The 24,815-nt window shown below is 46.7% G+C and carries 21 protein-coding genes and 1 tRNA gene; 5 read left to right on the plus strand and 17 right to left on the minus strand.

Features of this window, described 5'->3' with window-relative positions; all coding sequences use genetic code 11:
* Positions 1-29: 29 nt before the first annotated feature.
* On the minus strand, positions 30-1,820 hold the full coding sequence (sppA, locus tag L6475_RS11520; RefSeq protein WP_237820188.1) for a signal peptide peptidase SppA: 1,791 nt from the start codon (positions 1,818-1,820) through the stop codon (positions 30-32).
* 155 nt (positions 1,821-1,975) lie between these two features.
* Between sppA and L6475_RS11525 the strand changes: the two genes are divergently transcribed.
* The gene (locus L6475_RS11525; protein WP_237824147.1) at positions 1,976-3,325 is read left to right on the plus strand and encodes a glycoside hydrolase family 28 protein; all 1,350 of its coding nucleotides are present in this window, start codon (positions 1,976-1,978) and stop codon (positions 3,323-3,325) included.
* 19 nt (positions 3,326-3,344) lie between these two features.
* Positions 3,345-6,413: a DUF4982 domain-containing protein gene (locus L6475_RS11530; RefSeq protein WP_237820190.1), complete on the plus strand. Its 3,069-nt coding sequence runs from the start codon at positions 3,345-3,347 to the stop codon at positions 6,411-6,413.
* Positions 6,414-6,490: 77 nt separating this feature from the next.
* On the opposite strand, the gene L6475_RS11535 is transcribed toward L6475_RS11530, so the two are convergent.
* From L6475_RS11535 to L6475_RS11560, 6 genes are all read right to left on the minus strand, one after another.
* Positions 6,491-8,641, minus strand: coding sequence for a Tex family protein (locus L6475_RS11535; RefSeq protein WP_237820192.1), 2,151 nt, complete (start codon positions 8,639-8,641; stop codon positions 6,491-6,493).
* A gap of 27 nt (positions 8,642-8,668) precedes the next feature.
* Entirely contained in the window at positions 8,669-9,154 is a 486-nt protein-coding gene (locus tag L6475_RS11540) for an Lrp/AsnC family transcriptional regulator (RefSeq protein ID WP_237820194.1), read from the minus strand.
* A 101-nt stretch (positions 9,155-9,255) separates the two neighbouring features.
* Positions 9,256-9,714 (minus strand): biopolymer transporter ExbD, encoded by a 459-nt coding sequence (locus L6475_RS11545; RefSeq protein WP_237820196.1) that lies wholly within the window; start codon positions 9,712-9,714, stop codon positions 9,256-9,258.
* Between the two features lie 3 nt (positions 9,715-9,717).
* Positions 9,718-10,281, minus strand: coding sequence for a biopolymer transporter ExbD (locus L6475_RS11550; protein WP_237820198.1), 564 nt, complete (start codon positions 10,279-10,281; stop codon positions 9,718-9,720).
* A 24-nt stretch (positions 10,282-10,305) separates the two neighbouring features.
* The gene (locus L6475_RS11555; protein ID WP_237820200.1) at positions 10,306-10,680 is read right to left on the minus strand and encodes a hypothetical protein; all 375 of its coding nucleotides are present in this window, start codon (positions 10,678-10,680) and stop codon (positions 10,306-10,308) included.
* Entirely contained in the window at positions 10,677-11,474 is a 798-nt protein-coding gene (locus L6475_RS11560) for a MotA/TolQ/ExbB proton channel family protein (protein ID WP_237820201.1), read from the minus strand. The genes L6475_RS11555 and L6475_RS11560 overlap by 4 nt, the downstream gene beginning before the upstream one ends.
* Positions 11,475-11,657: 183 nt before the next feature.
* Here L6475_RS11560 and L6475_RS11565 point away from each other — a divergent pair, with 183 nt between their 5' ends.
* Positions 11,658-13,154: a flotillin family protein gene (locus L6475_RS11565; RefSeq protein ID WP_237820203.1), complete on the plus strand. Its 1,497-nt coding sequence runs from the start codon at positions 11,658-11,660 to the stop codon at positions 13,152-13,154.
* Positions 13,155-13,344: 190 nt separating this feature from the next.
* Here the strand turns inward: L6475_RS11565 and L6475_RS11570 are convergent, their stop codons facing one another.
* The 8 genes from L6475_RS11570 to axeA1 all read right to left on the minus strand — a co-directional run bounded on the left by L6475_RS11570 (position 13,345) and on the right by axeA1 (position 21,123).
* Positions 13,345-13,917, minus strand: a complete 573-nt coding sequence (locus L6475_RS11570; protein ID WP_237820205.1) for a four helix bundle suffix domain-containing protein — start codon at positions 13,915-13,917, stop codon at positions 13,345-13,347.
* Between the two features lie 513 nt (positions 13,918-14,430).
* Positions 14,431-14,955: an endonuclease Q family protein gene (locus tag L6475_RS11575; RefSeq protein WP_237820206.1), complete on the minus strand. Its 525-nt coding sequence runs from the start codon at positions 14,953-14,955 to the stop codon at positions 14,431-14,433.
* A 63-nt stretch (positions 14,956-15,018) separates the two neighbouring features.
* Entirely contained in the window at positions 15,019-15,810 is a 792-nt protein-coding gene (locus tag L6475_RS11580; protein WP_237820207.1) for a hypothetical protein, read from the minus strand.
* Positions 15,811-15,861: 51 nt separating this feature from the next.
* Positions 15,862-16,851, minus strand: a complete 990-nt coding sequence (locus L6475_RS11585) for an Ig-like domain-containing protein (protein ID WP_237820208.1) — start codon at positions 16,849-16,851, stop codon at positions 15,862-15,864.
* A 279-nt stretch (positions 16,852-17,130) separates the two neighbouring features.
* Positions 17,131-17,439, minus strand: coding sequence for a helix-turn-helix transcriptional regulator (locus L6475_RS11590; RefSeq protein WP_237820209.1), 309 nt, complete (start codon positions 17,437-17,439; stop codon positions 17,131-17,133).
* A complete protein-coding gene (locus L6475_RS11595; RefSeq protein ID WP_237820210.1) occupies positions 17,423-17,758 on the minus strand; it encodes a type II toxin-antitoxin system RelE/ParE family toxin in 336 nt (111 codons plus the stop codon). Before L6475_RS11595 ends, L6475_RS11590 begins: the two co-directional genes overlap by 17 nt.
* 785 nt (positions 17,759-18,543) lie before the next feature.
* Positions 18,544-19,614: an AI-2E family transporter gene (locus L6475_RS11600; RefSeq protein ID WP_237820211.1), complete on the minus strand. Its 1,071-nt coding sequence runs from the start codon at positions 19,612-19,614 to the stop codon at positions 18,544-18,546.
* Between the two features lie 24 nt (positions 19,615-19,638).
* A complete protein-coding gene (gene axeA1 / locus L6475_RS11605; RefSeq protein WP_237820212.1) occupies positions 19,639-21,123 on the minus strand; it encodes an acetylxylan esterase AxeA1 in 1,485 nt (494 codons plus the stop codon).
* A 115-nt stretch (positions 21,124-21,238) separates the two neighbouring features.
* Between axeA1 and L6475_RS11610 the strand changes: the two genes are divergently transcribed.
* A complete protein-coding gene (locus L6475_RS11610; RefSeq protein ID WP_237820213.1) occupies positions 21,239-22,642 on the plus strand; it encodes an MATE family efflux transporter in 1,404 nt (467 codons plus the stop codon).
* A 617-nt stretch (positions 22,643-23,259) separates the two neighbouring features.
* Here L6475_RS11610 and rsmA read toward each other — a convergent pair.
* Positions 23,260-24,069, minus strand: coding sequence for a 16S rRNA (adenine(1518)-N(6)/adenine(1519)-N(6))-dimethyltransferase RsmA (rsmA, locus tag L6475_RS11615; protein WP_237820214.1), 810 nt, complete (start codon positions 24,067-24,069; stop codon positions 23,260-23,262).
* A gap of 91 nt (positions 24,070-24,160) precedes the next feature.
* A tRNA-Gln gene (locus L6475_RS11620) sits at positions 24,161-24,231 on the minus strand.
* Between the two features lie 210 nt (positions 24,232-24,441).
* On the opposite strand from L6475_RS11620, the gene rsfS reads away from it, so the two are divergent.
* Positions 24,442-24,801: a ribosome silencing factor gene (gene rsfS, locus L6475_RS11625; protein WP_237820215.1), complete on the plus strand. Its 360-nt coding sequence runs from the start codon at positions 24,442-24,444 to the stop codon at positions 24,799-24,801.
* Positions 24,802-24,815: the final 14 nt, after the last annotated feature.

Raw genomic sequence — 24,815 nt, forward strand, 5'->3', positions numbered from 1 at the left:
TCGCTATATCTTATCAAGAGTAACTATCTTTATTTCATGCTGACACTAAACGGGAAACGTGCCTGCAGACGATTACGGTGCTGGTCCATACGAGCATCAACGAACGGCTCATAAAGATCACCAAGAACGGTACGCAACTCGCTGTCAAGGTAACTACCTTTTTCTTTATCAGCATTCAGGATATTATCTATCCAGCTGCTTTTCTCAGGATATGCAGAAGTATAGTATTCATCAGCTTTGGCCAGTTCAGCGGCTTTCTTCACAGCATCGTCAAGAGATCCAAGCTGGTCAACAAGATGAATAGGCAATGCATCAGTAGCCAACCATACACGTCCCTGAGCTATTTCGTGAACCTGATCACGAGTCATAGAGCGTCCCTTAGCCACAATATCAAGGAATGTTTCATAGCCACGATCCACATAGCTCTGCATAAACTTTATCTCGGTCTCGTTTTCTTTAGAAAGCACTAGCTTGTGCTCGTAGTCACCATATCGGTTGGTGGTCACGCCATCAAAAGTGACGCCCAGTTTATCGCCCACAAGTCCGCTAAAATTGGGAATAAGGCCGAAAATGCCAATAGAGCCGGTAAGTGTTGTAGGCTCAGCTACGATATAGTCAGCGCCAGCACTAATCATATATCCGCCCGATGCGGCCAGGCCACCCATAGAAATCACGACAGGTTTCTTAGTCTTCAGTTGTTGGATAGCGTGCCATATCTGTTCAGAAGCGATTGCGCTGCCACCAGGGGAATTCACACGGATTACCACAGCCTTCACATCTTCGTCCTCAGCCAGTTCATTGATATCCTTTACCGTCTCACTACCCACGATGGCATGTCCAGAGGCAAAACCACTAAGGGGCTGGTCGATAATTTCGCCATAAGCATAGTAAATAGCTATCTCTTCACCCTTGTCTTTCTTCTGAGCTTTCACGTTCAACATATCCGAGAGGGTGAGCTGATTGATATCGTCATCGTCGTCAACGCCCAGCTTTTTCTTCACAACCTCTTTTATTTCGTCAGGATACATCAAACCATCTATCAGGCGTGCTTTTACATAGTCTGTAGCTGAAGCGAAGGCCATAATGCTATCACTGGCCAGTTGGTCCAACTGCTGGGCTGTGGTCTTACGGCTTGCAGCCATATCGGCCAGCATGTGCTGCCAAACGCCCTGAAGGAATGCAATGCGCTGCTCACGGTCGTTCTCGCTCATATCTTTACGGGTGACACTCTCAACGGCACTCTTATATTTTCCCACACGGGTACATTGATACTGCACGCCAATCTTTTCATAAAGTCCGGTCATATAGGCGCTCTTACCGCCAAGTCCTTTAAAGTCTATCATACCGGTCTTGTTCATGAAAATGCTGTCAGCCACCGAAGCCACATAATAACTGTTCTGCATATACTGGTCGGCATAGGCAATAATCCACTTGCCGCTCTTCTTGAAATCAGCAAGGGCATCACGAATCTGCTGGGCTGTAGCAGGAGCATCAAAACTCAGCACACCGCCTTGAATAAAGATTCCCTTAATATTTTCATTTTCCTTAGCCTTACGAATACTTGCAAGAATATCATCCAATCCCATTTCATCCATATCAGCCTGTCCCAATAGGGTCCCGAACGGGTTTGTCTCTTCAGAACGTTCCTGAACAATACCATCCAGTTTCAGCACAAAAACAGAGTTATCTTCTACTTTTGTTACGGCAGAATCACTTGCTATCACTCCTACCAATGAAATCAAGAACATGATACCTGTTACAACCGACAACAAAATAATACCACACATTGTGGCTAAGGTAAACTTTAGAAAATCTTTCATGACCAAATTATTATTTTATGGTTTATAGTTTGCAAAGATAAAGGAAATTTACGATAAAACAAATAATAAATACCGTTTTATTTGATTTTTAGACCATAAGGTCATTTTTTTTTGTAACTTTGCCAGCATAAAACTATTATAACTACAACAAAATGATGAAACAACGTTTACTTTTTGGCATCATGCTGATGATGCTTTGTACGATGGCTATGGGCAAGAAGAAAGTCACTAAGCAACAAGAACTCTGGCCCAATGGCGAGCCCATTTCCGAATGGTTCCTTGACACAGCGAAGGTTGACATTAACTCACTTGGCAAGAAGTATATTCTTACCGATTATGGAGTAAGACAGGGCACTTGCGAAATACAGACAAAGGCCATCCAAGCAGTCATTGACCGTGCAGCCGTTGACGGTGGTGGCGTGATTGTGGTGCCAAAAGGAACTTTCTTCAGTGGTTCATTGTTTTTCAAGCAGGGCACCCATCTTTATATTGAAGAGGGAGGTGTATTGAAAGGCTCTGAACGCGTGCACGATTTCGAGATTCGTGAAACGCGCATCGAAGGTCAGACCTGCCAATATTTCACAGCCTTGATAAATGCCGATGGCGTTGACGGATTTACCATTTCGGGCAAAGGAACCATCGACGGCAACGGAACCAACTACTGGGAGGAGTTTTGGATTCGTCGCAAGTGGAATCCGCAGTGCACGAACAAAGATGCACAGCGCCCTCGACTCACTTATATCTCCAATTCCAAGAACGTTACCATTCAGGATGTACGTCTAATCAACTCTCCTTTCTGGACCAACCATATCTATCGTTGTGATCATGTTCGCTATCTCGATCTCTACATTTATTCTTCTACGGTCGATATCAAAGGTCCTTCAACCGATGCCATCGATATTGATGTCTGCCACGATGTGGTGGTGCGCGGCTGTTACATGAACGTGAATGATGATGCCGTAGTACTGAAAGGCGGCAAGGGAACCTTTGCCGACAAGGCTCCTGAGAATGGTCCATGCTATAACATTTTGGTAGAGAACTGCCACTACGGAACCGTTCACGGATGTATGACACTCGGTTCTGAATCTATCCACGACTGGAACGTTATCATGCGCAACTGTCAGGCCGACAACACCAGCAATGTGCTGTGGCTGAAGATGCGCCCCGATACGCCTCAACATTATGAATATGTGCAAGTAGAGAACTTCACCGGCCATTGCCGCAACTTCCTTTTGGTTCGCCCCTGGACTCAGTTCTATCAGAAACAGGAGCGTGAGGACATGCCACTATCTCAATGCAACAACATTTCATTCAAGAATATCAAGATGGACTGTGGCAACTTCTTCGCTGTCGAAGGCTCAGACAAGTATGTCCTGAAGGATTTCTCGTTCGAGAATATCGACTGCAAGGACAATGCGAAGAAACCTGCTTTCAAGAATAATCCTATTGATGGGATGAAACTGAAGAATGTCGTAATCAATGGAGAGATGAAAACTGAGAATTGAGAATTGTGAGATGAGAAGTATGAAACGTATTTTTTTATTGACGATATCGATGCTGATGATGGCTGTGACGACACAGGCCATACAGCGACAGAAGTTGAATTTCAATGGTGGATGGCTGCTACAGGTAGGAGATATCACTGAGGCTGCACAGCCGGAGTTTGATGATGCGAAGTGGCAACCCGTCACCCTGCCCTATGCTTTCAATGGCAATGAGGCTTTCAAAAAGGACATTGTAGATCTTACCGACACTATCTGCTGGTATCGCAAGCACTTCACCCTTACTTCCGAAGAGGTGGCAGGCAAGGTGTTTGTTGAGTTCGAAGGCGCCCGTCAGGGAGCCGATGTATGGCTGAATGGCCAAAAGGTTGGTTTCTCAGACAATGGCGTGATGGCTTTTGCTTTCGATCTTACTCCTTATATAAAAGAAGGTAAGAATATACTGGCTGTGCGCTGCGACAACTCTTGGCAGTATCGTGACCGCACACTCAACAGCCGCTATCAGTGGAACGACAAGAACTTTAACGCCAACTATGGCGGTCTGCCCAAGAATGTCTATCTGCATCTGACGGGCAAGCTCTATCAGACGCTGCCGCTCTATTCGAATCTTGGTACAACGGGAACATATGTTTATGCCACCGACTTCGACATCCAGGACCATAAGGCAACTGTGCATATAGAGAGTCAGGTAAGAAACGAAGACAGCAAAGCCCGCACCTTCCATCTCTATGCTCGCGTAGTTCGTTCGAAACAGGAAATCACAGACATTATTCCCGGTAAGGCTGTCACACTCCAGCCAGGCGAGACTCGCACAGTCCACATTAAGTCCGAGCTGAATAACCTGAACTTCTGGTCGTGGGGCTATGGCTATCTCTATACTGTAAAAACCTATTTGGTTGAAGACAATTTACAACCACTGGATGCTCAGGCCGACGAGGTTACCACCCGCACCGGCTTCCGAAAGACGGAGTTCAAGGATGGCAAGTTCTACCTGAACGACCGCTGTATGATGGTGCACGGCTACGCCCAGCGCACCTCTAACGAATGGCCAGGCGTAGGCATCAGCGTCCCTGCCTGGCTGAGCGATTACTCTAACGACCTCGTTGTGAAAAGTGGTGGCAACCTGGTTCGCTGGATGCACGTGTGTCCTTGGAAGCAGGACATCGAGTCGTGCGACCGTGTGGGCCTCATTCAGGCTATGCCAGCCGGCGATGCCGAGAAGGACGTGGAAGGAGCACGCTGGCAGCAGCGTACCCAACTGATGCGCGATGCCATCATCTACAATCGCAACAACCCTTCAATCATCTTCTACGAGTGTGGCAACTTCCGCATTTCCAAAGAACACATGGAGGAAATGAAGAAGATTCGCGATCAGTACGACCCTTATGGCGGACGTGCCATCGGTTCTCGTGAGATGCTCGACCGTCCTGAAGCCGAATATGGCGGTGAGATGCTCTATATCAACAAGAGTGCCACCAAGCCCATGTGGGCCATGGAATACTATCGCGACGAGGGCTTGCGCAAATATTGGGATGAATACTCTTATCCTTACCACAAGGAGGGTGACGGTCCCCTCTATCGCGGAGCACCGGCCCTCGACTACAATCACAACATGGATGCCTTGGCTTGTGGAATGGTGGAACGCTGGCACGAATACTGGCTGGAGCGTCCCGGTACAGGAAAACGTGTAAGTAGTGGTGGCGTGAAGATTGTATTCTCCGATACCAACACCCACCATCGTGGTGAGTCAAACTATCGCACCAGTGGCGTAGTCGATGCCATGCGCATTCCGAAGGATGCCTTCTATGCCCATCAGGTGATGTGGGATGGATGGGTATCGCCCGAGAACGACCGCACTTATATCATTGGTCACTGGAACTATCAACCTGGAACAGTCAAGCCCGTCTATGTCGTGTCAACAGGCGACGAGGTGGAGCTCTTCGTCAACGACAAGTCGGTGGGCAAGGGCAAGCGCTCGTTCCAGTGGCTCTTCACTTTCGACAGCGTGCACTATGAGCCAGGCACACTCAAAGCCGTCAGCTACAAACGCGACAACAAAACGATAGTAGCCCGCTCGGGAGCTGAAGGAGTGGTTTCTTCTTCCTATGCCATCGAGACCACCGGCAAGCCCTATCAGCTGAAACTCACCGCCATCGAGAACCCTGAAGGTTTCAAGGCCGATGGTGCCGACATGGCTTTGATTCAGGTAGAAGTTCTCGACCGTCAAGGGCGTCGTTGTCCGTTAGACAACCGTATGATTCATTTCCAGATGTGGGGTGAAGGCCGATGGATTGGTGGTATTGCCACTCGCAACAACCATGAGTATCTGAAAGAGAATGAGAAGAAAGATCCTTCCCTCCTTGATTCAGCCAACAAGAAGAACCTGAGCGACAATTACGTGGGCGCCATGTCGCTCCCTGTAGAATGTGGCGTTAACCGCATTCTGGTGCGCAGTACCACAACCTCTGGTCCTATTGAACTCTCAGCCACTGCCGAAGGTATGCGTCCGGCCTATCTTACCTTGAATACCCGACAGGCTCCCCGTGCCGATGTACTGGCTTCACTTACGCTTAAGCCTGTACTCGACCGAGGCGAAACGCCTTCCACTCCATCTTACCAGGATGTGTTCACCACCGTTGGTATCAAGAGCATAAAGGCTGGCAGCAATATTGGGGAAGCCCAAAACAGCATCGACGACAACGAGCTAACGGAATGGAAGAGCGATGGCGACCCCAAGAATGCCTGGATCACTTACGTTCTTGACCGCAAGGCCGCCATCAGCGAAATCACATTAAAACTTACGGGATGGCGCCAAAAGTGCTATCCGCTTGAAGTCTATGCCGGCAAGAAGAAGGTTTGGGAGGGTATTACTCCCGCCACCTTAGGCTATGTTCACCTTTCTATCGACAAGCCTGTTGCGGCAAATGAGCTCACCATTCGGATGATAGCCCCCGTTCAGGACAGCAAGAAGTTCGGACAGGTAAAAGAACTGGCCGGTGGCGTGGCCAACGAGATGGACCGCATGAAGAGTGTCAAAGGCAAAACCGAACTTAGAATCGTTGAAGCTGATTTATTGGAAACTTGCAAGTAAACCATACAGCACGAATAGTAAAAAACGGGTCAAGAGCATAACACCTCTTGACCCGTTTTTGTTATTTCAGATTATATTTATTTCAGTCCTCTCATCGAGAGTGAGATACGATTACGGCGGCGGTCCACTTCCATCACTCTCACCTTCACATGCTGATGCAGTTTCACCACCTCGTTGGGATCTTTCACAAACTTGTCGGCCATTTGCGAAATATGCACCAGACCGTCCTGATGAACACCGATGTCAACGAAGGCGCCAAACGCAGTGATATTGGTTACGATGCCAGGCAGTTCCATTCCCTCCACAAGGTCATCTACTGTCTCAACACCTTTAGCAAACTCGAACTCCTCTATCTGTTCGCGTGGGTCGCGTCCAGGCTTTTCCAATTCGCCCATAATATCAGTCAGCGTAGGAAGTCCTACCTCACTACTCACATACTTATTGATGTCGATGTGTGTACGCACCTCCTTGTTCTTAATCAGTTCTGCCACATTGCAGTGCTGGTCTTTGGCCATTTGTTCCACCACCCCATAGCTCTCAGGGTGAACAGCGGTATTGTCCAACGGGTTCTTGGCATCAGGAATCCTCAAGAAACCAGCACACTGCAGAAAAGCCGAAGCACCCAGTCGAGGCACCTTTTTCAGTTGTGCCCTTGAGGTGAAAGCGCCGTTCTCCTTTCTGTAGTCAACGATGTTCTTCGCCAAGACAGGACCCAATCCGCTGACATACTGCAACAGATGGCTTGACGCTGTGTTCAGGTTTACGCCCACCGAGTTCACACAACTCTCCACCGTCTGGTCCAGCTGCTTCTTCAGTCTGGTCTGATCCACATCATGCTGATACTGTCCTACGCCGATACTCTTCGGGTCTATTTTTACTAATTCTGCCAGTGGGTCCATCAGTCGGCGACCGATAGAGACGGCTCCTCGAACGGTGACATCCTCATCGGGGAACTCATCGCGTGCCACCTTTGAGGCGCTATAAACGGAAGCACCATCCTCGCTCACTACAAAGACCTTTGGAACATCACTGCCTTCGTACCCCTGCAAAGCTTCCTCCACAAAACTTCTGGTTTCTCTCGAAGCCGTTCCGTTGCCGATGGCGATGGCCTCAATCTGATAGTCCTTCAACATCTGAAGCACATGCACCCTGGCCTGCATACCCCTGTTCACAGGCGGATGTGGGAAGATGGCCTCATGGTACAACAGATTGCCCTGCGCATCAAGACAAACCACCTTACAACCGGTGCGGAATCCGGGGTCAATACCCATCACGCGCTTTTGGCCTAACGGAGCGCCCAACAGCAACTGACGCAGGTTTTCAGCAAACACACGAATGCATTCCTCGTCGGCCTTTTCCTTGCTCAAACCAGCAAATTCTGTTTCTATCGAAGGTTCCAGCAAACGTTTGTAGCCGTCTTCTACAGCCTCGGCCACAAGTTTTCCACAAGGAGTATTCCCATACACATAGTGACGTTTCAACCGTTCTACGCATTCTTCACCATCTACCGTTATCGCTACCCTCAGCACGCCCTCGGCCTCACCACGGCGCATGGCCAGAAGCCGGTGCGACGAGCAACGCTTCAGAGGTTCCTGCCAGTCGAAATAGTCTCTGTATTTGGCAGCCTCATCAGTATCGGCCTTTGCCTTTATCACTTTCGAAACAATCATAGCTTCTCGTCGGAAAGCCGAACGCACCTGCTGGCGACTTCGTTCGTCTTCGCTTACGGTCTCGGCTATGATGTCCTGTGCACCTTTCAGGGCCTGTTCAGCATCTTTCACCTCACCCTTCACAAATTTCTGTGCGGCATGTTCCGGTTCCCGTTCCCGTTGCATCATCAGTATGGTGGCCAGTGGCTCCAGTCCTTGTTCGCGGGCCACCTGTGCCCTTGTGCGGCGTCTTGGTTTGAAGGGCAGATAGAGGTCTTCCAGTTCGGTAGCGTCCCAGCAGTCGTCAATGCGTTTCTTCAGTTCAGGCGTCATTTTCTCCTGCTCAGTAATGGTCTTCACCACCGTTTCCTTGCGTTTCTCTATCTCTTTCAGTTTGTCGTATTGCTCACTGACAGAGGCTATCTGCACTTCGTTCAGTCCGCCGGTGCGCTCTTTGCGGTAACGGGCTATAAACGGTATGGTGCAGCCCTCATCGAGCAGCACCAACGTATTTGTAACAGCATTGCCTTGCAAGCCTAAGTTCTTGGCAATGATGGAGGCAATGATTTTGTTCTCCATAAAAAAGGTCAAAAAGGAAAATGAGTATTACTGATTCGTTTCGTTCAGAACCAGTTCTCCGATAGGCAGCTGACGGTCAAAGGCCGAGTGGAACGAGATGATACTCTCTGAACGGGCCAGTCCCAGAGGCTGCAGCTTGTCGTGAATAATATTCAGCAGATGATGGTTGTTCTGAGCATAAATCTTTATGAACAAATCATAGTCGCCTGTAGTATAGTGGCACTCCACCACCTCAGGAATCTGCTTCAGTTGTTCTACCACCTCGTCGAACGATTCAGGATTTTTCAAGTTCAGGCCTATATAAGCACAAGTTTCATAGCCCACCTTCTCAGGATCTACAATAAACTGTGAGCCTTTCAGTACGCCCATATTCGTAAGTTTCTGAATACGCTGATGAATAGCGGCACCACTCACATTACATACTCTTGCCACTTCCAGGAATGGCATACGGGCATCTTCTCCAATAAATTTCAGTATCTGCTTGTCTAACTGATCAAGCTTTTGATTTGCCATATATACGTATATTTATTCTTTAAAATTTCGTGCAAAGTTAGTAACTATTTGGCACAAAAGCAACGATTTAACAATAAATAAGCCTTTTCAGTAACAATCCTTTACTTTTCCGTGGCCGAATAGTTAATTTTGAGTGCAAACGACTTTTGTAACATTTTTTTAACGTCTGCAATCATTCCCATCGGTACATCCTTGTCGGCCTTGATGCTCACCACCATTCGTGCCCGGTCGTCGTCGCCCATTCGCTGTCGTTCTTTTTCCACATAGGCCTTGATATCGTCGATGGTGGCCAGTTCGTTGTTCAACTGAATGAAGAACTCATCCTGATCGGTCTTGACCTGTTGTTTTCTTCCTATATAAATATAGGTAACGGCCGATTTATGCTCCAATTTTTTCACCTCTGTTCCCTGCGGCACCTGGTAGCGCACTTTCAAATCGACGTCGCGCATGTGGGTGACAAGCATGAAGAAAAAGAGTACTGTAAAAATCAGGTCGGGCAGCGAGGCTGTGTTCAGCCCCGGCACCTCATGTTCTCTTCTATGTATAAATCGACGATTCATTTCTCAAACCTCACTGATTCGCTGTGGATAGACCATCGCAATGGCAGCACACTGGTCGGGCGAGCATTGCGAATAGGGGCGGTGAAACTTCTGCTGTGCCAGTTCGTTACGCAATTGGTTGTATGCACGTGCTATGGCATCCTGCATCTGGAAATAGGCGTTGTAGGTTGCCTCTCTATCCACTTCCAACAACAGTACGTGGCGGTCGCTCACCTCACACCGGCCAAAATAGTTCAACTCGCGTGTGCTCTTCTCGGGCAGTTGCGGGTCGTTGTTCTTATTGGCCACAAACTCGGCAATGCGCTGGGTCAAAGCTTCAGGGGTAATGGCTTCTTCATTGCACAACAGACTATCCCCGGCCGTGAGTGTTATTTTCAGCACATTTCGTTCCTTCACCTTCAGTTCTTGTTCCACCTGTTCGTTCTGCGGAGGAGGCAACTGGCGCGCCAGTCCTTTGTCCGAATCCATTGACGAGGTCACCAAAAAGAAGATGAGCAGCATAAACGATATGTCTGCTGTTGAGGTGGTGTTCAACCCGGGAACTCTTCTTTTGGGACGTGAGAACATAGCGAACAGAAAAAACTTTTTGACTTATTTCATATACTTGCGAACCACACCGGTATAGCCCACTATCAGACAGATAATGGCCACCAGCATCAGCACAGCCGATGTATTAATCAGCATGTCACTCACTCTCAGCCATGTGGTGTTATCGTACAGATGTCCGTTGATGGTCATGGGCGACACATCGGCCAACAGAGCCGTTGCGCCAAGCGTCAGCACCAGCAGCGCAAAAACGCCCCAGGCTATGCCACGCACCGGTACGCCACCGCCCTCATGCTGTCCTTTGCGCATGCGGACAGAGCGCACGGCCGACCATCCCGTCAGCATCACAGCCATTGCTAACAGAATGTAGATACTGTCCAACAACAGTTCTACAAACACAGGCGACTCATAGAAACTCATACCTTATTAAGTTTATGTTTCATGATGATGTCGAGCAGCGTAATAGCCGACTCCTCCATCTGTGATGTCAGGTGTTCAATTTTTGAAAGTATATAGTTATAGAACACCTGCAGAATCAAGGCCACAATAATACCGAAGATGGTGGTGATTAAGGCCACTTTCATGCCTTCGGCCACAATGGTCGGACTGATATCGCCTGCCTCCTGAATCTGGTCGAAGGCCATCACCATACCTATCACTGTGCCAAGGAAGCCCAACGAGGGGGCAATGGCTATGAACAGTGTGATCCACGAACAGCCTTTCTCCAGTTTGGCCGACTGCACCGAACCGTAGCTCACGATGGAGCGTTCCACCACATCCATCTCCTCGTCCATGTGCATCAAGCCCTGATAACAGATACTGGCCACCGGTCCGCGTGTTTCCCGGCACAGGCTCTTCGCGCCTTCCACATCGTTGTTTTCCACCTTCTGCTCAATATCGGTCAGCAGTTTCTTGGCGTTAATCTCCGACAGCGTCAGATAGATGATGCGCTCTATGCAGAGGGCCAGGCCCAGAATCAGCGCAAAGGCCACCAGCGACATAAAGCCCACCGAGCCCTCAACAAACTTCGTTTTCAGTTGCATGTGGAAACCGTCGTTGCCTATCGACATATCCTGAAGCGCTGCCATATCCTCCTGGCCTATCAGCGTTTCTATCGACTCGTCAGCCACAGCCGTCGAATCTTCCTGTGCCCATGCCTGTTGGGTGAAGGCCACGCCAACCGCCATCAGCATTGCTATCATGAGTTTCTTCATCTTCAAGTACACCTTAATTATATTATCTTTTGGCGCACAAAGTTACAAAGAAGCCATCGAACCACCAAATTTTATAGTTAATATTGCTGAATTACTTGGCCGTTTAATAGTTTTTTCCGAATTTTGTAACAATAAAACATAACTTTGAGAATACATTATTAACCATTTAAAACAATAATTGCTATGGAATTAGATCCCCTTTATCTTTGGATTGGAGCAGGCATACTTTTGCTTGTCGTTTTCATTTTCATTTCCTATGTGAAGGCTCCCCCCTCATTTGCCTTCATCATCTCGGGTCTTAGCAAAGAGCCTCGTGTACTGATTGGCTCGGGTGGCTTCAAGATTCCTTTCTTCGAGCGTATGGACCGCGTCTATCTGGGACAGATCACTGTCGATATCAAGACCGAAGAGAGTGTGCCCACCAACGACTTCATCAACGTTGATGTAGATGCCGTGGCCAAAATTCGTGTCACTCCCAACAACGATGGCACCCGACTGGCTGCCAAGAACTTCCTGAACATGACACCTATCGAGATTGCTGCCCAGTTGCAGGACTCTCTCCAGGGTAACATGCGTGAGATTATCGGTACACTCGACCTCCGTTCACTGAACACCGACCGCGACGGATTCTCCGACCAGGTGATGCAGAAGGCCCAGCCCGATATGGCCAAACTGGGTATCGAGATTATCTCGTGCAACATCCAGAACGTGACCGACCGTGAGGGACTTATCAAAGACCTGGGTGCCGACAACACTGCCAAGATCAAGAAAGACGCTGCCATCAACCGTGCCGTTGCCGAGCGCGACGTGAAGATTGAGGTGTCTAAGGCCGACAAGGAGTCAAACGATGCCCGTGTTGATGCCGATACCGCTATCGCCATCAAGAACAACGAACTGGCCCTGAAGCGTGCAGCCCTCAAACAGCAGGCCGACACCGCTCAGGCCGATGCCGATGCTGCCTACGCTATCCAGCAACAGGAACAGCAGAAGACCATCAACATCAAGACCGTTGAGGCCGAGATTGAGAAGACCAAACGCGAACAGATCCTCTCTCGCGAACAGATTGAGATTAAGCAGAACCAACTGGCTGCCGAGATTGAGAAGAAGGCCGATGCCGATAAGTATAAGGTAGAGCGCGATGCTGCCGCCGACCTGGAGCAGCGTAAGCGCGTGGCCGAGGCTCAGAAGTACGAGGCCGAACAGCGTGCCCTTGCCCAGAACGCCGAGTCTGACGCCACCCGTTATCGCTTAGAGCAAGAGGCTGCCGGTATCAAGGCCAAGGGTGAGGCCGAGGCTTATGCTATTCAGAAGAAAGGTGAAGCCGAGGCTCTGGCCATGGACAAGAAGGCTGAGGCCTACAAGAAGTATAACAATGCTGCCGTGATGCAGATGATGATCGAGGTACTGCCACAGGTAGTAGAAAATGTGGCCAAACCCATCGCCAGCATCAAGGACGTTCATGTTTACAGCGGTGGTCAGGACACTGGCGCCGGTGTCGCCTCAATGAGCGGCGGTGTTCCCGTAGCCATCAAGCAGGCCTTCGATGTATTGAAGTCAGCTACAGGTGTTGATATGGCAGACATCATGCGTGCCGGCACCTTCGAGGCCAAGACCACACGCAACATCAACCTCAACGAGGATGCTGCCGATGCCGTCAACAACATGATTGGCAAGGAATAGTTTTCTTTAATAGGTTTAATGGGCAGAATGGGTCTAATGGGCAGAATAATCTGAATAGGTATAATGGGCTGAATGGGTCTAATGGGCAGGAGCCTAAAACGCCCATCAAACCCATTAAACCCATTAGCCCCATCATCGCCCATTACCCCCATCAAAACCCATCATCGCCCATTAAACCCATCAAAACCCATCATCGCCCATTAAACCCATTCTTCTTCTGCCACTCCTTTCGGGCGCGATACATTTCCTCTTTTATTCCGCCGTTCTCAATAAAGTCACGCTTTTGCCATTCAATGAGTCCACGAATAAGCACATCACACTGATGAATCAGCGTAATGGCAATATTCGCAATCGTCTCGTCGGAACGCTCCTTAATCTTCTCACGATAAATGGCAGAATCAAGATGAGTCTTACAGAAAGTGCGCGTTTTCACACACCTTGGATCATTAAAATCCCATTTCTCCAGACCTCGCGTACGCAAATAATCCTCATAGTCCAACAATAGCTCATGAAGCGATGCACGATTCACGTTCGTCAGTTTCATTTCCATCTCACGCGAAGTAATACCGTCAATATTACCCTCAGCCAGATTTTGCTTACCCGAGCGTGCTGCCTGAATCATCTGATCAATCGTACGATCACCAATAGACAGAAAAGTCTTAGCAAAATAATAAGTCACATCAAAGATACATTCCGCTTTCTGAAAAGCCTTCAACGTACGGTAGTTATTATCTTGCCTCAAAAACTCCTTATTTTCATCCATAGGTATTAAATAGTTGCTTAATTTAGTTGATTACTCACAGTCTATATCTTGTGGCATAATCATGCCATTGAGATATATCCCACCTTTTGCCATGCAAATTTACTAAAAGCCCCACTCATTACCATACGAACCCAACAATATTAAGAGAATTTATGAAAAGAAACGCCATTCCTCCCACGCCAAGCCCATTAAATCATCAAATTAAACCCATCAAACCCACCAAGCCCAACAAACCCATTAACCCCACCAAACCCATTAAACCCATCAAACCCAATAAACCCATTAAACCCACCAAACCCACCAAACCCATCAAACCCATCCCTCTCTCATTTGCAGTCTGAAAGTCACCCTAATCCATGTCTTGTTTTTGAAGGAATAGCCAGATTCGCCTATCCTACCATTAATTGTTAAACGTTTTACAATAACGTCCTTTTCCCAACATTCAGTTTAGACTCTCGCTCTGCTGCAAACATTACAGAGGCCTCTCTCCAAACATTATCTTTACAGCCACTTTCACTTCGTCTGTTTACTACCTATTTTATGGGTATTTTTCAATTTTCGACAATTGCGCCACTTCCAAACGTCCCTTTCCTTTTCTTTCAGACTTTCCATCATGCGTTTGAACCGTTCAATATGTTTTTCATGTTTGCACTCAGGACAACCGTTTCCTAAGATTTGCGACTGTGCACGCTGCCAAAACTCACCGTGGCGAGGACAGACTATCAGTATTTTGGAACGCATGTCCTGATAAACCGTCTTACTGTAGTCATACTTGTCGCCATGCACATTCCTTGCTCTTGCAATAAAAGCCTCCTGACCCATCTTCCTGTCAGTCTTCTTCTTGCTGCACTTGGGACAGCCGCATCCCGCAAGGTGGCTTGCAGGCTCCTGCATGAAAACGACACCGCATTGTCGGCACTTAATCCTTACTGGCGTGTGGGTGTTGGCGTACTCGACTTCCGAATAGTCGAATTTTTCCCCATGCACCCGCTGTGCTTCCTCGACAAACTGCGGTGTCGTTTTACGATAATAGACCATTCTTATGAAAATGTTGCTTCAACTGTTTCTTATGGACCCATAATTTTAAACTCATAAATTTGCCTAAACATTTTGCTGCAATTCCATATTAATAGTATCTTCAAAACAGTAATATGGTCTATAACTATCAAATACTTTTCTTAATTCCTTTTCCTTCCATTTAATATACATATCCACATCAAGCATTAATGGGCCTTCTTTCCTGTACCATTCGGCTAATTCTTGGTATATCCAACGCTTAAATATTCCTGGAAATAAATTCGGGGTGTCAAAATGAGCATCGAAAATAAACTCTTGATTAAAATATAACAAACCACAAGAAGAAGCTATTTTCCATAAATAAAAGTCTTCATTTTTTTTCAAAGCACTATAATAGTTGCTATAGAGTTTTATCCACGCATTTTGTAAATCAATTGCCTTTGCTTCTCCTTCAGGTCCTATTACGGCTCTAAAAGGGGCTCTTTCCTTGGGATCAATCTCAGTTATGACAGCCTCGCCATTACACATAGACAAGTTGAGAAGAAGACGATTTCTGGACTTCTCATTTATTACACGTATAGAATCGAAAAGTTCTACCCATTCTACATGTTCATTAGATGATAGCAGAAGGTATTCCCTGTCACCATGACATTCAATTTGTAGAATTGGTATTTCATTATATTTCTCAACATTCTCAGCTATAACTTGCAGAGCCATAAGAAAAGATTCTTTGTCAAATAATGACAAATATTTAGACACAAAACAATAATCGTGATAATCAACACCCTTTTGGCGAAGATAGTCATGAAGATTCTCACCAGTATGCAAATCACCCTCATGGAGAGATTCTATAATATAGACGGTTATTTCCTCCATTACACAAAGTATTCAAAAACTATCTAATAAGAATTTCGTTTATTCCTATCATCACTTCTCCTCTATTCGTACTGGTCTTGTTGGAATACCATAAAATCTTGCCCATGGCTCAATATTGTAATAGTTTTTACTTACAACCAATACGCATGCATACTTATAAGGATCATCACCTGGAGCGCTGTTGTTTACAAGTTCTTCATTTGCAATGTTACGGGACCAATAAACGCCGATTTCTCCTTGCCTTGTCGTATAGTTACTATACCTTTCTCCGTCAAAATCAAAGAAAATGCAATTACCATTGGGGCCAGTGACTTTATATCGTCCGTCAACAACTTGTTTATTCCAATAATAACTATAATACGAAAGATCTTCGTATGTCCATGTACAATTATCAATCAATTCTTGGAATTCTTCTTTTGTTGGAGTCCTCCATTTATGTGCTCCATTTATATAAGCTATATCATCTTCGTTTTTCAGTTCTTTAAGTTGGTCCTCAGAGCAATATTTAATAATACTATAATCTCCAATATTCTCACTACACCATTTATACCATCCCCAATAATATACATCTTTGTAGACAGTCTCAGCCCAAGCTAAATTATATCCAGCATTTACACTCCCCCATTTTGTTCTTGATGGTAATCCTAAATCTACTGCTTTATATATATCAGGATTTATAACATGTAATTTACATTTCTCTGTCCAAGGATAACTTTCCACTTTCACAGAAATTTCACAGTCACCTTCTGCCAAAGCTGTAACGATTCCTTCAGACGAAACAATCGCAATTGAAGGATCTTGTGATAACCAAATTGTTTTTTTGTTTGTGGCATTTGCAGGTGTTATCACACACGAAAGATGTATTGTATCACCTGTTGCAATAATCGCAGATTTTCTTGATAATGAAAACCTTGATATGGCAATATCCTCTTGACCATTATTGTGGTTGTCTCCCCCTGTTATGTCATCATCTGAGCCACAAGAAACGACAGCTATTATACTTAGGATGAATAGTGGAAATTGAAATAGCTTTAACTTCATAAGCTTATTTATTTTAAATTGTTATTCTATATTTGGGAAAAGAGAAACGTGGACAATCACTTCGTCTACGTTTTCCGGGTATCGGCAAATGACCCAAGCTACTTTGAACGAGTAATGTGCCCACGCGAACGTGAGCATCCTCTTTACTCTTGTAGCTTTCTTCAATTTTGCCGATTTCGGAAAACAAGATGGTAAGTGGACGCTATTCCTTTATGTCGTTTGTACTTTTATCTGTCCATTGGCGTACAATATTTCGTTAAACTTTAAATCAAATCATTCTCAGCCGATTGCCATAGGCTGCAATACCTCGAAACGCAAACCGAGCGCACTGAGGATTCTGAGGAACATACCTGCACCTGGCTCCACGCTGCCGTTCTCAATGCGAGAGATATATGACTTGTTGGTTCCCACACGCTGAGCCAGTTCCTGCTGGGTGACCTTCTCGCGCTTCCGTGCATCGCTGATAATCTGGCCGACACAATAGGCGTAAGCCTCCTTGCGGAATGCCTCGCGCTCTGGTGTTCCCACCTTTCCATAGCGTTCGTCCATCATGGCGTCAACGCTCATTATGTCATCTCTTTGCTGCATAATATTCCTTTTTTAATTGTATTGCCTTGTTTATCTCGTTCTGCGGTGTCTTTTGCGACTTCTTCTGAAATCCATTGAAAAGCATCACCACATTGCCATCGTCGAAAATGAAAAACACCCGGAAGATGTTGCCGCCATGTTCTGCCCTCAGCTCGAAAATCTCGTCGCGCAGGTATTTGACGAACTTGGCATTGACTCGTTCCTGTGTCTTCAGCATGTCAATAACGTAGAACACTTTCCGAGCTTCGGCTTCAGTCAGTGAACTGATGAAATCCCTGAAGTAGTTCTTGTACGCTGATATAGTTCTTTCGACTTTCATGGTTGCAAATTTATAAAAAAGTTTTCAAATCAGGCAACTTTCGTATAAGATATTTTCGATTTGCATTCGTTTTTATATGAAGCAGCCCACATGAACTATCGATTTGCTGAAAAAGACACCAATCGGCTGCGCTTTTTATCGATTTTTTTCTTGCTTATCGGGCTCAAAACTCGCGCCAAATTCACCAAACGGAAAGTTGGTCGGAAATACGCGAGTTTTGAAGGGTTTTAGTCATTTTTAGAACTGTCTGAATATCAACATATTGTACATCTTTCATTATTCTCCTATTGTAGTATTTCTATTATGCAGCAATGGTACTTCTACTATACTACAACCACCATTCTATTACATTGCAACTGCCATTCTATTACATTGCAACTACCATTCAGTTGTAATGCAACCACCATTCAGTTGCAGTATAGCGGACATTCAGTTGCAGTGAAAAATAAATGCTACTTCACCATAGCAGCAAAGACAGTTCCATACTATCAAGAAAAAATGCGCCAAAATAGGCATTTTTCTATGAAAAAGTAGGAAAAGAATGGAAAAAGTGGTGTTTTTTCGCTTCAAGCTATAGGATTAGAACATATAATGAGGGGGAAAAACAAGGTCTTCCCGTTCTAGATTGAGAATTTTATTTGTCTTGATTTTCGAAAAAACAAGGGGGAAAAACAAGAGTGAAAAAGATGGAAAAAGAGGAGAAAAGAGGGATAAAAAAAGCCTCCATTTCAGAGGCTCTCCCCCCCTCCCTGTGAGGGAAGGGAGTAGATAGACCGACTGTCTGGTTACTTCTTCACCACGTAACGCTGATAATAGCTGAGCAGGAGCGTGGTGAGCGGAAGGGCAATAATCATGCCCAGCATGCCCAACAGGGAACCCCAGACGGAGAGCGACAACAGGATGATGGCAGCGTTAAGTCCTGTGACACGCCCCATGATCTTGGGCGTGAGGAAGGCGTCCTGAATCACCTGGACAATGGCAAACACGGCAAGGGCCATCAGCATGAGTACCCAGAAGTTCTGCCCCGTCTCGGCACTCTTGGCCAAAGCAAAGATGACGGTAGGAACGATGCCCAACACCTGCAGATAGGGAACCATGTTCAGCAAACCGATGAACATGCCTAAGGGAATGGCCATCGGGAAATCGATGATGAGGAACCCGATGCTGAACAACACGCCCACGCAGAAGGCAATGAGGCCCTGACCGCGGAAATACTTGTTCATGCCATCCTCGACATCCTTGGCCAACTGTATGGCAAAACGACGATAGCGACGGGGCAGCAGATGGGCCCAGCCTCGGCAGATTTCCTCGTAGTCGAGAAGGATGAAGAAGGTGTAGAGGAGTATCATAGTGAGCGACAGCAGACTGGAGAAGACGTTGAATGTCTGGGCTATGACACTCCACACCTTGGGCATGGTCTCCTTCACACTCTCGATGAAACCTTCCTGTGTGACGATGGCCTGCAACTGCTCTACGCTGATATGATCGCGAACATAGTCTTGCACCTTTCCCGGAATGCTGTTCAGGGTGCTGTTGCCTTGGAAATAGGCCACCACCACGTCTTTGATGCGCTCACCCTCATCGATAATGGGAGGAACCACCAGCCAAAAGAATCCTATGAGGACAAGGGTGGTGGTGAGCAGAGCGCAAATGATTCCGAGAATACGGAACTTCAAGCGACAGGTGTACTGGAAGAACCTGACCAACGGAAACAGCAGATAGGCCAACAGCCATGCTGCGAAGAAGGGCAGCAGCACAGAGCTGAGCCTATTGAGCAACATGACCACTCCTACAATGATGAGGATGCCTACGGTGGTCCTGATGACAGTATCGAATGTGATGGGCTTGGATTCCATAATGTAAGCGCTCTTGATGATCCTTTATTTTACTATATTACGCAGTTCTTCGGCTATGATCTCAGCCATGCGGCGGGCTCCTTTGTCGGTAGGATGGATGCCATCGCGCTGCATCATTCCTTCCTGAGTGGCCTCGAACTTCTCGTGCAGGTCGATAACGCCGAGTCCGTTTTTCTCAGCCACACGGTGAATGGCTGGAATCACTTCTTCAGAAATGGTCTTATCGTTGATGCCCCAACGGTCTATTACAGCCTGAATAGGGGTGCAGAGATAGATCTTTGGACTGTCGGCACGCTTCATCTTCTTGGTGGGCTTGCCTTTCTTGTTCAGCACTGGCTGAAGGGGATTGAGGGCATCAATCATGGTCTGAAGGTCGGTCTCGAACTCTTCTTTATACTGCCAGTTCTGAGGTTTGGAATCGTTGGTTCCCAACTTGATGATGACAACATCGGGACGTTCGGCAGTGGCAGTAGCGGATGTCTGAAGGAAGCCCTGAGCATCTTTCCATGCCTGCTCGTTCATGTAGGGATGGTCACCTTTCTGCAGCATGGTACGGCCTCCCACGCCGAAGTTGCGGACATCATAGCCACTTCCCAAAATATGCTGCAGATGGGCAGGATAGCCAAAGAGGTCGGCCATATCAATGCCCGATCCGTCGGTGATGCTATTACCGATGCAAGCCACACGCACGGCATCGGAAGAGGGTGCCTTCAGATTGCTGAGCCACTGACGAAGGTCGGAGAGCATCTGGTCGTGATACTTGAACTTGGGATTGATGCCAAAGCCATGGCCACCGGTGGGATAGACATAGAGAGCACAGTTGTTGCCGGCACGGCGCATAGCCGAATAGTAGGCAATACTATTGGTAACGGGATTCACCAGACGGTCATCGCTGGTGGTGAGGATGATGGCAGGAGGGGTGAGATGGCGGCGAACGGCATTCTGATTGGAGAATTTCTTCACCAGGCTCTCGTCTTTCTGACCTTCTGGTCCTAAGAAGTTCCTACAAGAACCGGCATGGGTCTCACGCTCGTTCATGGAAATGACGGGATAGAACAGTATGGTGAAATTGGGACGTTCAGCCCATTCGGTATGATTGGAGATGGTAGAAGCCAGATGGCCGCCTGCCGAGAAGCCCATGATGCCCACATCGCGAGGATTAACGCCCCACGCCTCAGCAGAATCGCGCACCATGCGCATGGCCTGACGGGCATCGCTCATGGGAATTTCACGATTGCCATTCGGCATGCGATATTTCAGCACGAAATAGGCTATGCCCTGACTATTAAAATAGGTGGCCCAATCGTGACCTTCATTGGCCAGCGAAACAAAAGCATAGCCACCGCCCGGGCAATCGACAATGGCTCGTCCTAAAGGCAGTTCAGGAAGATAGGCCGTGAGGGTGGCCTCGCCATCGGAAGTAAGATTGACGGTAAACTTTCTGGCCGTCTGAGCCATTGCGCTCAAGGCTAACAGGGAAAGGAGTAAAAAAAGGTTTATTCGTTTCATAATTAGGATGATAATTGATTGTATGCGTGCAAATGTACGAAAAATAATGGAATTAGCACACTTTCACCCATAAAAATTGGTACTGTCGGCAAATCTTCCTAACTTTGCACCCAGAATGGCAAATAGCGAAAAGACAGACTTATTAGCTTACATACGCGAAGGACGGGAAATGACACAAGCCGAGAGGCTGCGCCTGATTGTAAGACTTAGTATTCCAAGTATTCTGGCTCAAATATCCAGCACCATCATGTTCTTCATCGATGCTTCGATGGTGGGACATCTGGGTGCCCAACAGTCGGCGGCAATAGGACTGGTGGAGAGTACGCTATGGCTGTTTGGCGGACTGGTAAGTGCTACCTCAATGGGATTCTCGGTTCAGGTGGCCCACTATATAGGTGCCAACGACTTCGACAATGCGCGCAATGTGTTGCGACAGTCGCTCATCTGCTGTGGCATCTGGAGTATGCTGCTGATGCTGACTGCCGTAGGTATCAGTCCGTTCCTACCCTACTGGCTGGGCGGTGGAGCCGATATTGCTCACGATGCCACGCTCTATTTCGCCGTGTTCGGGGTCTCTGTACCCTTCTTCCAACTGGAATCGCTGGCTGGTTCGATGCTGAAATGTTCGGGCAACATGAAGATTCCAAGCATGCTGAACATCATGATGTGCGTTCTTGACGTATGCTTCAACTTCATGTTCATCTTTATATTCGGACTAGGAGTACTGGGCGCTGCACTCGGATCGCTAATTGCCTTTCTGATAACGGCTTGCATGATGGTATGGTTCCTGCTATGGCGGTCGAATGGACTGGCCATTTTCCACAAGAACGAAAATGAAGAGAAGCCTCATCAGAAATGGAATATGTTTAGCCCGAAGAAGAAAACGGTTCAGACGGCCTTCAAGATTGGTGCACCCATGGGATTCCAACACTTGCTGATGGGCAGTGCCCAGATAGTGAGCACGATGATTGTTGCGCCACTGGGCAATATTGCCATTGCCGCCAATTCGTTTGCCATCACCGTAGAGAGCCTTTGCTACATGCCGGGCTATGGCATCGCCGAAGCTGCCACCACGCTGGTGGGACAAGGCATAGGAGCAGGACAACGACTGCTGACACGCTCGTTTGCCTATATGTCAGTGGGATTGGGCATCAGTGTCATGACCTTCATGGGCATACTCATGTATGTGTTTGCCCCCGAACTGATGGCTATCATGAGTCCTGTAGAAGCCATTATTGCCGAAGGTACACAGGCTCTGCGCATTGAGGCATGGGCAGAACCGATGTTTGCAGCCACTATCGTGTGCAACGGTATCTTCATCGGAGCTGGCGACACACTGGTGCCTGCCATCATGAGCCTATCGTCTATGTGGGGTGTTCGCCTTACGCTGGCTGCCTGGATGGCCCCTCGCTACGGGTTGCGCGGTGTGTGGACGGCAATGGCCATCGACCTTACTTTCCGCGGAATCATCTTCCTGATTCGTCTCTTCTCAGGAAAATGGGCCAATAAAAAATTATAGTCTGGGAATAGACGGCTTGGTTCTTTTTCAGACAAGTACAATCAATAGCAGTTTGGAAAATAAGACAAAAAAAATTGCAGCTTGGGAAAAACCACTCCATCAAGCTGCATTCACATACGATATTAATAACTAAAAACCTTATTTTCAACTTTTGTTGTTTACAACTAAACCAAACCAAGTAAGGGGTTTTCTATGCAACTATTTCCCCCTCCTTCTTGCAGTACGCGTCGTCACGACGCCCCTGCTTCATCATTGTTATCCTTATCCAATCTTCCTTTTACCTTATCAGTCCTAATACCTGTTGTCCTGATTTTACTAACAATCTTTACCTAACTAAACCTATTAACTAACGATAAAATTTAATTCAATTTCAGTTTAACAATCTTTGTTTTGTAATTTCTATTTTCTATGCTCTCCCTAACAATCTCTGTTACCTTTTTTGGAGCTAATACCTTCAGCAATCAATTTTACCTTAAACTTCTACTCTATTGAAGATTTTTGTCTTTTGACGATGCAAAGATACGGCGATTTTTGGAACGTTGTATCACATTCCATCCATTTTTCATAAAAAAAGCATTGATTATTGACTAAAATCAATCAATTGTGTGCGAACACAGTTAGATTGTGGTCGCACACAACTGCTCGTCAACAAGATTGGTGAGTTCAACAAACTGCTGAATACTTAGCTGTTCGGGACGAAGTGTAAGGAAGTCGGGATGGGTAGTAAACAACTTGGAATCAGCTGGCAACAACTGGCGTAAGGATACACGCAGCATCTTACGGCGCTGATTGAAAACGGTTTTCACTACTCTTTTGAACAACTGCTCGTCGCAACCAAGATGCTGAACATCGTTGCGCATCATGCGAATCACAGCACTCTGAACCTTGGGAGGCGGATTGAAGACGCCTGGCTCGACAGTAAACAGATACTCAACATTATACCACGCCTGAGTCAAGACGGAAAGAATGCCATACTGCTTATTGCCTGGCTGGGATGCCATGCGAAGAGCGACCTCACGCTGAATCATTCCAGTACAACAGGGAATAAGGTCACGATTGTCAAGCATCTTGAAAAATATCTGGGAAGAGATGTCGTATGGATAATTGCCCGTGAGCACAAACTGCCCACCATCAAACAAAGTTCGAAGATCCATACGGAGGAAATCGCCTTCAATAATAGGATTATTCTCCTGAACATCCTTAAACAAAGTGTTGTTGAGATAATCCACCGACTCACGGTCTATTTCAACCACACGCAACGGACGCGGTTTCTCTACTAAGTACTGCGTCATTACACCCATACCAGGTCCAACCTCCAAAACAGGAATATCAGGACAGGCATCAACAGTGTCAGCTATACGACGAGCTATCGACAGGTCGGTCAAGAAATGCTGACCGAGATTCTTCTTGGGTCTAACTTGCTTCATCTTAGTAAATACTACGTAAATGGGGATTTGTTTATAAACAGATATTTTATTGCTACAAAAAAAGCTTCCGTTCAGCGGAAGCTCTCTTCTGTTGGGGTACCCGGACTCGAACCAGGAAAGGCAGGACCAGAATCTGCAGTGTTACCATTACACCATACCCCAATGTTTAATACTCAAACGAACTCTTTTCGTTTTGCGGTTGCAAAGGTACGACTTTTTTGTAAACCTCCAAAACTTTTCGTCACTTTTTTATTAAAATGCACAAAAAAAACGCTCTTTCAACTGCAATTACGAGAAATCTGCGTATCTTTGCACCATATTTAAATAATATCTATTTTATATATAAACAAAAAAAAATTTAGATAAGACTGAATGGAACAAGCAAAGAACTTAGTTCAAACAATTATCAAGGGAATACAGGAGAAAAAAGGTTCAAACATCGTAGTAGCCGACCTGAACGGTATTGACGGCACGATATGTAGATACTTCGTTATTTGTCAGGGCAACTCGCCTACTCAAGTGGAAGCCATCACCGACTCGGTGACCGACATGGTGCGTATAGAGCTGAAGGAAAAGCCCGCCCATGTAGTAGGACTGGAAAACGCACAGTGGGTGGCAATGGACTATACAGACGTGCTGGTACACGTATTCTTGCCAGATGTACGCGAATATTACGACTTGGAACATCTCTGGGAAGATGCCCCCATCGAGTATATACCCGACTTGGATTAATTTTTCATCACAGA

Source organism: Prevotella sp. E9-3, assembly GCF_022024015.1.
Lineage (GTDB): Bacteria > Bacteroidota > Bacteroidia > Bacteroidales > Bacteroidaceae > Prevotella.